The sequence below is a fragment of the Sinomonas flava genome (assembly GCF_039531875.1).
GTDB lineage: Bacteria > Actinomycetota > Actinomycetes > Actinomycetales > Micrococcaceae > Sinomonas > Sinomonas flava.
This window is the reverse complement of the sequence record NZ_BAAAQW010000003.1, coordinates 232,234-244,738: the sequence shown is the minus strand read 5'-3', so window position 1 is coordinate 244,738 and position 12,505 is coordinate 232,234. Positions and strand designations below refer to the sequence as shown.

Annotated in this window: 12 protein-coding genes and 1 riboswitch; of the genes, 10 read left to right on the top strand and 2 right to left on the bottom strand. The window is 70.3% G+C overall.

The window, feature by feature from the left end:
* Positions 1-232: 232 nt before the first annotated feature.
* Positions 233-1,633 (top strand): ammonium transporter, encoded by a 1,401-nt coding sequence (locus ABD298_RS03840; RefSeq protein WP_344298350.1) that lies wholly within the window; start codon positions 233-235, stop codon positions 1,631-1,633.
* Complete coding sequence (locus tag ABD298_RS03835; RefSeq protein ID WP_208712753.1) at positions 1,630-1,968, top strand: P-II family nitrogen regulator; 339 nt, start codon at positions 1,630-1,632, stop codon at positions 1,966-1,968. The genes ABD298_RS03840 and ABD298_RS03835 overlap by 4 nt, the downstream gene beginning before the upstream one ends.
* Before the next feature lie 19 nt (positions 1,969-1,987).
* Here the strand turns inward: ABD298_RS03835 and ABD298_RS03830 are convergent, their stop codons facing one another.
* Positions 1,988-3,421: a glucose-6-phosphate dehydrogenase gene (locus tag ABD298_RS03830; protein ID WP_425564294.1), complete on the bottom strand. Its 1,434-nt coding sequence runs from the start codon at positions 3,419-3,421 to the stop codon at positions 1,988-1,990.
* A gap of 132 nt (positions 3,422-3,553) precedes the next feature.
* Here ABD298_RS03830 and ffh point away from each other — a divergent pair, with 132 nt between their 5' ends.
* Positions 3,554-5,140, top strand: coding sequence for a signal recognition particle protein (ffh, locus tag ABD298_RS03825; RefSeq protein ID WP_344298349.1), 1,587 nt, complete (start codon positions 3,554-3,556; stop codon positions 5,138-5,140).
* 304 nt (positions 5,141-5,444) lie between these two features.
* Here the strand turns inward: ffh and thiC are convergent, their stop codons facing one another.
* Complete coding sequence (thiC, locus tag ABD298_RS03820; protein ID WP_344298348.1) at positions 5,445-7,202, bottom strand: phosphomethylpyrimidine synthase ThiC; 1,758 nt, start codon at positions 7,200-7,202, stop codon at positions 5,445-5,447.
* A riboswitch (TPP riboswitch) is annotated at positions 7,200-7,307 on the bottom strand. It overlaps the preceding gene by 3 nt.
* Before the next feature lie 31 nt (positions 7,308-7,338).
* Here thiC and ABD298_RS03815 point away from each other — a divergent pair.
* The 7 genes from ABD298_RS03815 (at position 7,339) to trmD (ending at position 12,299) form a co-directional block, all read left to right on the top strand.
* The gene (locus ABD298_RS03815; RefSeq protein ID WP_344298347.1) at positions 7,339-8,445 is read left to right on the top strand and encodes an amidohydrolase family protein; all 1,107 of its coding nucleotides are present in this window, start codon (positions 7,339-7,341) and stop codon (positions 8,443-8,445) included.
* Positions 8,446-8,534: 89 nt separating this feature from the next.
* The gene (locus ABD298_RS03810) at positions 8,535-9,416 is read left to right on the top strand and encodes a VOC family protein (RefSeq protein ID WP_344298346.1); all 882 of its coding nucleotides are present in this window, start codon (positions 8,535-8,537) and stop codon (positions 9,414-9,416) included.
* Between the two features lie 99 nt (positions 9,417-9,515).
* Positions 9,516-9,974 carry a hypothetical protein gene (locus tag ABD298_RS03805; protein WP_344298345.1) on the top strand — a complete coding sequence of 153 codons (459 nt, stop codon included), beginning with the start codon at positions 9,516-9,518 and terminating at the stop codon, positions 9,972-9,974.
* A 195-nt stretch (positions 9,975-10,169) separates the two neighbouring features.
* A complete protein-coding gene (gene rpsP, locus ABD298_RS03800) occupies positions 10,170-10,580 on the top strand; it encodes a 30S ribosomal protein S16 (protein ID WP_344298344.1) in 411 nt (136 codons plus the stop codon).
* 1 nt (position 10,581) lies between these two features.
* On the top strand, positions 10,582-10,824 hold the full coding sequence (locus ABD298_RS03795) for an RNA-binding protein (RefSeq protein WP_208712745.1): 243 nt from the start codon (positions 10,582-10,584) through the stop codon (positions 10,822-10,824).
* A 107-nt stretch (positions 10,825-10,931) separates the two neighbouring features.
* On the top strand, positions 10,932-11,489 hold the full coding sequence (gene rimM, locus ABD298_RS03790) for a ribosome maturation factor RimM (RefSeq protein WP_344298343.1): 558 nt from the start codon (positions 10,932-10,934) through the stop codon (positions 11,487-11,489).
* Positions 11,490-12,299 (top strand): tRNA (guanosine(37)-N1)-methyltransferase TrmD, encoded by an 810-nt coding sequence (gene trmD, locus ABD298_RS03785; protein WP_344298342.1) that lies wholly within the window; start codon positions 11,490-11,492, stop codon positions 12,297-12,299.
* Positions 12,300-12,505 lie beyond the last annotated feature (206 nt).

Below are 12,505 nucleotides of genomic sequence, written 5' to 3'. Positions count from 1 at the left end.
CTCCCGCCGCGTCCGGGCCCGCGCGCAGCGAAGCCGGCCTCCTCGGAAACATGGCGTTAACGTGGCCGTGACGAGGGATTAATACCGGTGGCAGTCCTGTAACACGCGGGCAACACGGCGCTAGCGAAGAGGAAACACCCCCGCGGGACTCTTGATGAGGTGGTCCTGCAGACGTCTCGGGGGAGCGGAGGCGGGACCGGTTCCGCGATCCGTTCCTCGAAAGGCCTCACCGATGAATGCTGGCGACACCGCCTGGGTCCTCGTCTCGGCAGCCCTCGTCCTCCTGATGTCCCCCGGCCTCGCCATCTTCTACGGCGGCATGACCCGCGTGAAGTCGATGCTCAACATGATGATGATGAGCTTCGGCGCGCTGGCCCTGGTGGGGGTCCTGTGGGTGCTCTTCGGCTACTCGATCGCCTTCGGGACCGACGCAGGGGACGGGCTGTTCGGGGACCCGTTCGAGCGGTTCGGCCTGCACGGACTCCTCGCCACCGACAGCTCGATGCCGCTCGTCGGCACGATCCCCGAGATCGTCTTCGTGGGCTTCCAGGGCGTCTTCGCGACCGTCACCGTCGCCCTCGTCTCCGGGGCCATCGCGGACCGCGCCAAGTTCGCCTCCTGGATGGTGTTCGCAGGCCTGTTCGCCGTCTTCGTGTACTTCCCCGTGGCCCACTGGGTCTTCGACTCGAAGGTTGACGCCCAGGGCACGTTCATCGGCGGATGGCTCAACCACCTCGGCCTGATTGACTTCGCCGGCGGCACTGCCGTCGAGGTCCTGGCAGGCGCTGCCGGCCTGGCCCTGGCGCTCGTGCTCGGCAAGCGGGTCGGGTTCGGCAAGGACCCGGAGCACCGCCCCCACAACCTCCCGCTCGTCATGCTCGGCTGCGGACTGCTGTGGTTCGGCTGGTTCGGCTTCAACGCGGGCTCCGCGCTGGCCGCGAACGGCGAGGCCGCGTTCGCCTGGATCAACACCCTCGTCGCACCCTGCGCGGCGGTCCTGTCGTGGCTCGTGGTCGAGAAGGTCCGCGACGGCCACGCGACGTCCTTCGGCGCGGCCTCCGGCGCGGTCGCGGGGCTGGTGGCCATCACGCCGTCGTGCGCCACGATCGAGCCCGCCTGGGCGATCGTCCTCGGAGCAGTCGCCGGTGCCGTGTGTGCCCTCGCCGTCGGCCTGAAGTACCGGTTCGGCTATGACGACTCGCTCGATGTCGTGGGGGTGCACCTCGTGGGCGGCATCGTGGGCACGCTCTTCATCGGCCTCGCGGCGAGCCCCGATGCCCCCGTCCCCGGCCGCGGCCTCTTCTACGGCGGCGGGCTGGACCTCCTCGGCATCCAGGCTCTCGGCACCGCGTCGGTGCTCGGCTACTCGTTCGGCGTGGCCCTCGCCCTGGCGCTGGCGATCAAGGCTGTCATGGGCTTCCGCGTCACGAAGGACGTCGAGGAGGCCGGCGTCGACCTCGTGATCCACGCCGAGACCGCGTACTCGTCCTCCTCGACCGGCGGCGGCTTCCACCCGCTCGGCGTCAGGCACACCGTCGAGACCCTGCTGAAGGAGCACCTCGAGAAGCACCGGGAGACGCCCCGTGAGGAGGTTCTGGCGGGAGCCACCCGTGCCGGTAGTGTTGGCCCGTGAAGCTCATTACCGCCATCGTCCGGCCCGAGAAGCTCGACTCCATCCGCGAGGGCCTCGAGGCCTACGGGGTCCAGGGGCTGACCGTCAGCTCCGCAAGCGGCTACGGCCGCCAGCGGGGCTACGTCCAGGTCTACCGGGGCGCGGAGTACAGCGTGGACCTCATTCCCAAGGTGCGCGTGGAGGTCCTGGCGGCTGACGAGCAGGCGGACGAGATCCTCGAGACCATCATCACTGCCGCGTCCACGGGCCGACAGGGCGACGGGAAGGTGTGGGTCGTGGACGTGCACGACGTCGTGCGGGTCCGCACGGGAGAACGCGGCAGCACCGCGATCTAGAGCAGGGTCGTCTTCGCTCTCAGCCGTCCTCGCCGCCGGTGTCCCCGCTCCGTGAGGTTTCCCAGGCCGCCGGTCCAGTACTCCCCGCCGTGTACTCCTCGAGGGGGACATCGCCCGCCGCCCAGGCGGCCAGCACCGGGTCGATGACGCGCCAGCAGTCCTCCGCGGTGTCGCCGCGGACCGAGAGGAGGGGGTCGCCCTCCAGAACCCCGTCGAGGACCTCGCCGTACGGCAGCAGGTCCGGCGCGTTGAGGTCGGCGTCGAGGGTCACACGGTTGAGCGTCAGCACGTCGCCGGGGCCGTTGACGTCGACCTCGAGCTGGAGGGTGTCCGGGCCGAACCCGACGCGCAGCCGCGTGGGGGCATCGGAACCGAGGAACCCCACCGGAAGGTGCGGCACAGGCCGGAACGTGATCACCGCCTCCTTGCGCTTCCTCCCGAGGCCCTTGCCCGAGCGCAGCACGAAGGGAACGCCCGCCCACCGCCAGCTGTCGACGCGCACCTCGACTTCAGCGAGAGTCTCCGTGCCGCGTGCGGGGTCCACACCCGGCTCGGCAGCGTAGTCGGGGACCGGCCCTTCGCCTATGCTGCCCGAGGTGTACCGGGCCCGGCGCGTCGACTCGGTATAGGGGTGCGGGACGCGCGCGCTGCGCAGGACCGTGCTGACCGCGTCCCGGAGGTCCCGCTCGTGGAGGGCCGCCGGCGCGTCGAGTGCGATGAGCGCGAGGACGTGCAGGAGGTGGCTCTGCACCATGTCCCGCAGCGCGCCGGCCGTGTCGTAGTAGCCAGCCCGCCCTTCGAGGGCCAGATCCTCGTCGAAGACGATCTCCACCTTCTCGATGTGGTCCCGGTTCCACACGGGCTCGAGCACCCGGTTGGCGAAGCGCAGCCCGAGGATGTTCAGCACCGTGCCCTTGCCCAGGAAGTGGTCCACGCGGAACACCTGCTGCTCGGGGACAAGGCGACGGAGGATGGCGTTGAGCGCTTGCGCGCTCTGTTCGCCTGTCCCGAACGGCTTCTCGAGCACCAGGCGGGTCCCTGCCGGGAGGTCCTCATGGGAGAGGAGGGAGCAGGCCTTCTCGGTGATCGAGGGCGGGAGGGCGAAGTACACGGCGACCGGCGGCGTGAGGGAGCCGATCAGCGATGCAAGGGCGCCGGGCGCCGTGACGTCGATCTGGCGGTATGCGGCGTCGGTGCGGAGACGTCGGAGAGCCGTCTGGCCGGCGTCGTCCGCTGCCGTGAGGGCCTTCTCCGTGGCGGCGTGGACGCGTTCGGACCACTGCTGGTCCGTCCACGCCTCGTGGCCCGCGCCCACCACGACGAGGTCGGGGTGCCGGCCGGTGGCGAGAAGCTGGGCGAGTCCGGGAAGGAGCAGGCGGCCCGTCAGGTCGCCCGATGCGCCGAGGATGAGCAGCGTCCGGGTGGGCGTCGTGGTGGTCTCAGTCGCAGTCACGAGTGCCAGCATGCCATTCGGCCCGCGCCAGTTGGTACCCTTGAAAGCTGGAGCCGCGGCGCGTCGGGTGTGCCCTCATGCGCACGGCGCCGGTCCGGACAGACACCCGATACTGAAAGAAGTGCACTCCGCGTGTTCAATTCCCTCTCGGATCGCCTGACAGCCACCTTCAAGAACCTCCGCGGCAAGGGCAGGCTGAGCGAGGCGGACGTCGATGCCACGGTCCGCGAGATCCGCCGTGCGCTGCTCGACGCCGACGTCGCCGTCCCGGTCGTGCGCGACTTCGCGGCCAAGATCCGTGAGCGTGCCCTGGGCGAGGAGGTCTCGGGGGCGCTCAACCCGAGCCAGCAGGTCGTCAAGATCGTCAACGAGGAGCTCGTCGGGATCCTCGGCGGCGAGACGCGCCGGCTCCGCCTGGCCAAGAATCCCCCGAGTGTCATCATGCTCGCCGGCCTCCAGGGCGCGGGCAAGACGACCCTCGCGGGCAAGCTCGCGAAGTGGCTCAAGGCCCAGGGCCACTCGCCCATCCTCGTCGCCGCCGACCTGCAGCGGCCCAACGCCGTCACCCAGCTCCAGGTGGTCGGCCAGCGCGCCGGCGTCGCCGTCTACGCTCCGCACCCCGGGGTGCAGTCGGAGTTCGAGGCCGCCACCGGTGACCCGGTCGCCGTCGCCCGCGACGGCGTCGCCGAGGCCCGGGCGAAGCTCCACGACGTCGTGATCGTCGACACGGCCGGCCGCCTCGGCGTCGATGCCGAGATGATGCAGCAGGCCGCGGACATCCGTGCGGCCGTCAACCCGGACGAGGTCCTCTTCGTCATCGACGCGATGATTGGCCAGGACGCGGTCACCACCGCGAAGGCCTTCGAAGAAGGCGTCGACTTCACCGGAGTCGTGCTCTCCAAGCTCGACGGCGACGCCCGCGGCGGCGCGGCCCTCTCGGTCGCATCCGTGACCGGCCGCCCGGTGATGTTCGCGTCCACCGGCGAGGGCCTCGACGACTTCGAGCTGTTCCACCCGGACCGCATGGCCTCGCGCATCCTCGACATGGGCGACATCCTCACGCTCATCGAGCAGGCCGAGAAGAGCTGGGACAAGGACGAAGCCGCCCGGATGGCGAAGAAGTTCGCCGACCAGGAGGACTTCACCCTCGAGGACTTCCTCTCGCAGATGCAGCAGATCCGCAAGATGGGCTCGATGAAGAAGATGCTCATGATGATGCCGGGCGCGCAGAACATGCGGCAGCAGCTCGAGCAGTTCGACGAGCGCGAGATCGACCGGGTCGAGGCCATCGTCCGCTCGATGACGCCGCACGAGCGCCTCGCGCCCAAGATCATCAACGGCTCCCGCCGCGCCCGCATCGCGAAAGGCTCGGGCGTGCACGTCTCGGAGGTCAACGGCCTCCTCGAGCGCTTCGGCCAGGCGCAGAAGATGATGCGCAAGATGGCCTCCGGTGGCGGGATCCCCGGCATGCCGGGCATGCCCGGGCCGGGCGGCTTCGGCGGCTCCAAGAAGGGGCCGGCCAAGGGCAAGAAGAAGGCCAAGTCGGGCAACCCCGCCAAGGCAGCCCAGCAGGCGCGGGAGGCTGAGGCACGGCGCGCGGCCGGGGCGTCGAAGGCGCTCGGTTCGCAGGGCTCGGCCTTCGGCGGCCAGCAGGGCCAGGACTTCGACCCCTCGAGCCTGAACCTGCCCAAGGGGTTCGAGAAGTTCCTCGGCAAGTAGCGGGGTCCTTTCGCGGCCGAAGCACGACGGACGCCCGAAGCACGGAAGGGGGCGCCTCCCAGCGGGAGGCGCCCCCTTCGCCGTCGTCCGCCCCCTGCCGAGGTCACCCCGTGTGGCGCCGAGGTCACCGGGTGTGGCGCCGAGGTCACCGGGTGTGGTGTCGAGGTCACCCCGTGTGGCGCCGAGGTCACCGGGTGTGGTGTCGAGGTCACCCCGTGGCCGCGTCGTGCAGGGCGGCGCGGGGTGACCTCGAGCCCAGAGGGGGTGACCTCGGGCCCAGAGGGGGTGACCTCGGGGGACCGGACTACTGGGGTGCGCCCACTGAGATCGTCTCCGGCAGGTAGACCTTCCCGCCCTGGGCGAGGAACTCCGCGGACTTCTCGGCCATGCCTGCGGCGATCGCCTCCTGCGCCGACTTGGAGCCGAACTCGTTGCGGATGTCCTGGGAGATGCGCATCGAGCAGAACTTCGGCCCGCACATCGAGCAGAAATGGGCCGTCTTGGCCGGCTCCGCCGGGAGCGTCTCGTCGTGGAACGCCTCGGCGGTGGCCGGGTCGAGCGAGAGGGAGAACTGGTCCCTCCAGCGGAACTCGAAGCGGGCCTTCGAGAGGGCGTCGTCGCGCTCGTTCGCCCCGGGGTGGCCCTTGGCGAGGTCGGCGGCGTGGGCGGCGATCTTGTACGTGATCACACCGGTCTTCACGTCGTCCTTGTTCGGCAGGCCGAGGTGCTCCTTCGGCGTCACGTAGCAGAGCATCGCGGTGCCGTACCGGGCGATCTCGGTCGCACCGATGGCCGAGGTGATGTGGTCGTAGCCCGGCGCCACGTCCGTGACGAGGGGGCCCAGGGTGTAGAACGGGGCGCCGTCGCACAGCTCCTGCTGCCGCTCGATGTTCTCCCGCACGAGGTGGAACGGGATGTGCCCCGGCCCCTCGACCATGACCTGGACGTCGTACTTCCAAGCCCGCTTCGTGAGCTCGGCCAGCGTGTCGAGCTCGGCGAACTGCGCGGCGTCGTTCGCGTCGGCGGTGGAGCCGGGGCGGAGCCCGTCGCCGAGTGAGAACGCGACGTCGTACTGGGCGAAGATCTCGCACAGCTCGTCGAAGTGGGTGTACAGGAAGTTCTCCTCGTGGTGCGCAAGGCACCACCCGGCCATGATCGAGCCGCCGCGCGAGACGATCCCGGTGACGCGCTCGGCCGTGAGCGGCACGTAGCGCAGGAGCACGCCAGCGTGGATGGTCATGTAGTCCACGCCCTGCTCGCACTGCTCGATGACCGTGTCGCGGAAGACCTCCCACGTCAGCGCGGAGGCGTCGCCGTTGACCTTCTCGAGGGCCTGGTAGATCGGCACCGTGCCGATCGGGACGGGGGAGTTGCGGACGATCCACTCACGCGTGGTGTGGATGTCGTCGCCCGTGGAGAGGTCCATGACCGTGTCTGCGCCCCACTTCGTTGCCCACTGGAGCTTGTCGACCTCCTCCGCGATCGAGGACGTCACCGCGGAGTTGCCGATGTTGGCATTGATCTTGACCAGGAACGCCTTGCCGATGATCATCGGCTCCGACTCCGGGTGGTTGATATTGCTCGGAATGATGGCCCGTCCCGCCGCGAGCTCGGAGCGGACCAGCTCCACATCGCAGTTCTCCCGCAGCGCCACGAACCGCATCTCGGGTGTCACGACGCCGGCGCGCGCGTAGTGCATCTGCGTCACCCGTCGCCCGGGCTTCGCGCGCAGCGGGACGGGCTTGGCACCCTTCCATTCGGCCGACGCCGCGCCTCTCCGCAGGGCCGAGCGGCCGTCATCGAGGAGGTTGCGCCCGCGGCCTTCATACGCCTCGGTGTCGGCCCGCTCGGCGATCCACGCGGCGCGGTAGGCCGGCAGTCCGACGACGGGGTCGCTTCCCGGACCCGATGTCCGGTAGACCCGCAGCGGGGTGTTGGCCTCGCCGTTGGGGGAGGGGTCGAGCGCGATCTCGGTGACCGGGACGCGGATCCCATGCTCGGCATCCTCGAGGAACGCGAGCGAGTGGGCAGGGTGCTGTTCTTGCAGGTTCTCAGTGCTCAAGGGAAAGCTCTCACTTCCTACGCCGGCATGACCCGGACAGGTTCGACGGTCGCAGGCCGCGTCAGCCCGATCTCAGCCCTTGCGAGGGCACCCGTGTGGACGCGTTGGACCCTAGCACGCCCGATACTCTGGGCGCATGCATGACGTGGTTCACCTGACCGGCCCCGTGCTCGCCGGGCTCGACGACGAGCGGCCCGAGGCGTGGGTCGTCGAGGGTCGCATCACCTATCACCGCCCCGCGCGGGCGGCGTCAGACGTGGTGGGCGGATGGGCCCTGCCCGGTCTCGTCGACGCGCACTGCCACCTCGGGCTCGTGGCCGGCGGCGCCGCGGACGACGGCGAGACGCTCGCCCAGGCGCGGGCAGAAGCTGCCGCGGGCGTGCTCCTGGTCCGTGACTGCGGCAGCCCCGCCGACACCCGCTGGCTCCAGACGCGGGACGACGTGCCGCGACTCGTGCGCGCCGGGCGCCATCTGGCACGGCGCCGTCGCTACCTGCGGGGCCTCGCCGTCGAGGTCGAGCCGGAGGACCTGGTCGAGGCGGTGCGCAAGGAGGCCCGCGCCGGGGACGGATGGGTCAAGCTCGTCGCGGACTGGATCGACCGCGATGCCGGTGACCTGGCACCCGCCTTCCCGCCCGACGTCGTGCGTGCGGCCGTCGCGGCCGCGCATGCCGAGGGCGCACGCGTGACGGCCCATACCTTCGCGGAGGCGACCATCGATCACCTGCTCGACGCTGGTATCGACTGTCTCGAGCACGCGACGGGGCTCCAGGAGCGGCACATCCCGCGTCTCGCGGAGGCGCGGATCCCCATCGTGCCGACCCTGGTCAACATCGCGACCTTCCCAGACATCGCGGCGCGAGGAGAGGCGAAGTTCCCGCGCTATGCGGCACACATGCGCGCTCTCTGGGCACGGCGCCACGAGCGTGTCGCGCGCGCGCACGCGGCGGGGGTGCCCGTCTATGCCGGCACCGACGCCGGCAGCGTGATCGCGCACGGCCGGATCGCGGACGAGATCGGCGAGCTCGCCGTCGCCATCGGCCCGGCCGCCGCGGTCGACGCCGCGGTCTGGGGCGCGCGGGCATGGCTCGGCGCCGCGGGGCTCGCCGAGGGGGATCCCGCCGACGTCGTCATCTCGGCCGGGGACCCCCGCCGGGACGTTTCGGCGCTCCAGGCCCCGCTGCACGTGTTCCGCGGGGGTCGGCGGGTTGCGGCCGCTGGGGAGGCGGACGCGAAGGCCTAGGAGGCGGCGGGACTAGGGAATATCTGCGGTGAATTGAAGCTTCAACAAAACATACACTTGATGCAGACCCCACCACTCAGGAGCACGCCATGACCGTTCCCGCCTCCACCCGAGACCTCCTTCCTGCCGACCTGCAGATGGGCACCGTGATGCTCAAAGTCGGCAGCATGAAGCTCATGCTCGACTACTACGAGCGCGCCCTCGGCCTCGTGCCGTTTGCCGAGACGCTCGGCGGCGTGGTCCTCGGGCGACGGGGAGTGCCGATCGTGCACCTGAGCCCGGCGGCGGGCCTGCAGATCCCGAGCCGCGGCGAGGCCGGCCTCTTCCACACGGCCATCCTCTTCGACAACCGCGCCGATCTGGCCGCGACCGTCGCCTCCGCCGCGCAGTACAACCCGAGCCTGTACGCGGGCAGTGCCGACCATCTCGTCTCCGAGGCCTTCTACTTCACGGACCCGGAGGGCAACGGGGTGGAGCTGTACTTCGACAAGCCGCGCGAGACGTGGACCTGGAACGGCGACCAGGTTGTCATGGACAGCCTCCCGCTGCCCCCGCAGGCCTTCCTGAACCAGAACCTGACCGAGGCGTCGGTGGGCGGGCAGCGCGAGGCTGCGGCCGGCGTCGGCCACGTCCACCTCCAGGTGGGCGACGTCGCCGCTGCGCACGAGTTCTACGTGCGGACCCTCGGCTTCGAGCAGACGGCCGGATGGCACGGCCAGGCGCTCTTCGTCTCGGCGGGCCGCTACCACCACCACATGGCCATGAACGTGTGGAACTCCCGCGGCGCCGGCCCGCGGAAGGACACGCTGGGCCTCGGCGAGGTGCTCATCAGGGTCCCCGCACAGGACGACCTCGGTGCCGCGGCGGACAGGCTCAAGGTGGCCGGCGTCGCGAGCCGCCACACAGGTGCCGAGCTCCGGTTCGAGGACCCGTGGAAGAACCAGATCCGCATGGCCCTCGTGGAAGGCTGATCCGGCCTGCGCTACGCTCAACGTGTCCGCTCCGGACGGGGCGGGCACGTTGAGCTTTTCCGACCAGCGCCGAGCGCATCAGCCGCAGAGGGGGAAGAAGTGTCCGCTCCCAGTCCCTTCGCCGAGGTCTTCGTGTCCACGCACACCCAGGCCCTCGCCCGTGCCGCCCAACTCGACGGCGGTGACGCCCCGGACGACGCCGGGAGCCTCCGCATCCCGGGCGTCTCGGACTACGAGATCGAACAGCTCGGCAGCCTCGTCGGTGCCGCCGTGCACGCCCCCGGCGCGGACTACGAGCTCACCATGGTCGACGTCGCGTCCGACAGCCTCCTCGCAGTCCCCGGCACGATGGTCCGGGCGCTCGCGGAGCTCCTCGCGTACGAATCCGACGAGGGCGAGGGGAACGCCGTCGAGAGCGTAGCCGCGGCATGGGTCGACCAGGAGGACCTTCCCTTCGACGCACGCGAGGCGTACGACTACGTCGAGCAGCTCGCCAAGCTCGCGACCGACGTCGACGACTCCGACCAGCAGGAGCTCTTCGTCTGGGCCGGGTCCTGACCCTGCCGGCACGTCCCGGCGCCCCGGAATGCAAAGCGCCACATCATCTGGCACAATAGACAGGTACTCGATCCGTGCGGCCCCCTCTCTCCGCGCGCATTGTGTCCATATGAGCCCTGACGAAGTACGGCCCGCCCCACGGGAGCGGAAAAGTCCGGGCTTACCTCATGTGCAGAAACAGGAGTGACCACACCAGTGGCCGTAAAGATTCGACTCAAGCGCTTCGGCAAGATCCGCGCCCCGTACTACCGCATCGTCGTCGCCGACTCGCGCACCAAGCGCGATGGCAGGGCGATCGAGGAGATCGGCAAGTACCACCCGACCGAGCAGCCCTCGTTCATCGAGGTGAACTCCGAGCGTGCCCAGTACTGGCTCGGTGTCGGCGCGCAGCCGACCGAGCAGGTCCAGGCGATCCTCAAGGTCACCGGTGACTGGCAGAAGTTCAAGGGCCTTCCCGGCGCCGAGGGTACCCTCAAGTACCCGAAGGGCAAGGAGCCCTTCGTGGCCCCCGAGAAGGGCTCCGTGATCCTTCCCGAGGCCGTCACGCCGAAGGCGTCCAAGGCCGACGAGGCCGAGGCCCCTGCCGAGACGACTGAGGCTGAGTAGTTTGCTGGCCGAGGCCCTCGAGCATCTCGTCCGCGGGATCGTCGACAACCCCGATGATGTTGCGGTGGTCGCCAAGAGCAACCGCCGCGGCGACGTCCTCGAGGTGCGCGTCCACCAGGACGACCTTGGGCGCGTCATCGGCCGTCAGGGCCGGACCGCCCGTGCGCTCCGCACGGTCGTCGCGGCACTCGCCGAGGGCGAGCCGGTGCGGGTCGATGTGATCGATACCGACCGCCGCCGCTAGCCGGCATCCTTTCGAGGTCCTTTTCCGGCCCCTCTGCCCGCTAGGGTGGAGGGGCCGGAGCCGTCTGCGCCCCATCCACCACACTCCCCGAGGAGAGCACACACCCGATGCACGTTCAGGTTGCCCGGATCGGCAAGCCCCACGGAATCCGCGGAGAGGTCACCGTGCAGGTCCTCACCGATGCCCCGCAGGACCGATTCGTCCCCGGCGCCGAGTTCATCGTCGAACCGGCCTCGAACGGCCCGCTGACCCTGCGCGGCGCCCGCTGGAACAAGGACGTCCTCCTGCTGACCTTCGCGGAGGTGCCCGACCGCAACCGCGCGGAGGAGCTCCGCGGGACCCGCCTCTTCGTCGAGACGGACGAGCTCGAGGACGCCGAGGACGAGGACGAAGGGTGGTACGAGCACGAGCTCGTGGGGCTCCAGGTGCGCATCGAGGGGCGCACGGTCGGCACCGTCGCCGCGCTGCAGACGATGCCGGTCCAGGACCTGCTTGTCGTCGACACGCCCGACGGCGAGGTCCTCGTGCCGTTCGTCGAGGAGATCGTGCCCGAGGTCGACGTCGAGGCGGGCTTCGTCGTCGTCACGCCCCCCGCGGGGCTCTTCGAGCTCAACCGCGGGGGCGACGAGGGCGAACCGGAATCCCCGGCGGGCGGGGAGGACTAGGTGCGGATCGACGTCGTCAGCATCTTCCCCGAGTACCTCGCCCCGCTCAGGCTCTCCCTCCTGGGCCGCGCCCAGGAGGACGGCCTGCTGAGCCTCGCGGTGCACGACCTGCGGGACTTCACCTTCGATCGCCACCGCACGGTCGACGACACGCCCTACGGCGGCGGTGCCGGCATGGTGATGAAGCCAGAGCCGTGGGCGCTCGCGCTCGAACGCGTCCTCGAGGAGCAGCTCGCGCACGACGGCGCCGGGCTGGGACCTGCGCCGCGCCGACCTGTGCTCGTGGTCCCCTCGCCGGCCGGGGAGGTGTTCACGCAGGCCATGGCATATGAACTCGCGGAGCAGCCGACGCTCGCCTTTGCGTGCGGGCGCTACGAGGGGATCGATGAGCGCGTGCTCGAGTGGGCAGGCGAGCATTTCGACGTCCGGCCGGTGAGCCTCGGCGACTACGTCCTGAATGGGGGAGAGGTCGCGGTCATGGCGATGGTGGAGGCGGTCGGGAGGCTGCTGCCCGGCGTCGTCGGAAACCCCGAGTCGCTCGTCGAGGAGTCGCACGCGGACGGGCTTCTCGAGTATCCGGTCTACACCAAGCCCGCGTCCTGGCGGGGCCACGACGTCCCGGATGTGCTGCTGTCGGGGAACCACGGGAAGATCGCCTCCTGGAGGCTCGAGCAGCAGCTGCGGCGGACGGCCGCGCGCCGTCCGGAACTCCTCGACGGCGCCGACGCCTCCTCGTACGGGAAGTCCGAGCGTGCAGTGCTGCGCGAACTCGGCTACGAAGTGGCCGACGGCCGGCTGCGACGCGTCTGAGCCCGAACCGCCGGTGTGACTCCGGGGCCGCGGGTGTGGCAGAATGGACCGTTGTGTCTGCCGGACATCGGGCCTGCCACAGGGGGCCCGGGTCAACGGCATGTGACACGCCGCCTCGCCGGGTCCTTCGGCTGGCGGTCACGGATTCCGGGCTCCGCCGCATGGACGGGGGAGCCAGCGACCAAAGCGAGTGACCTGTGGCATTC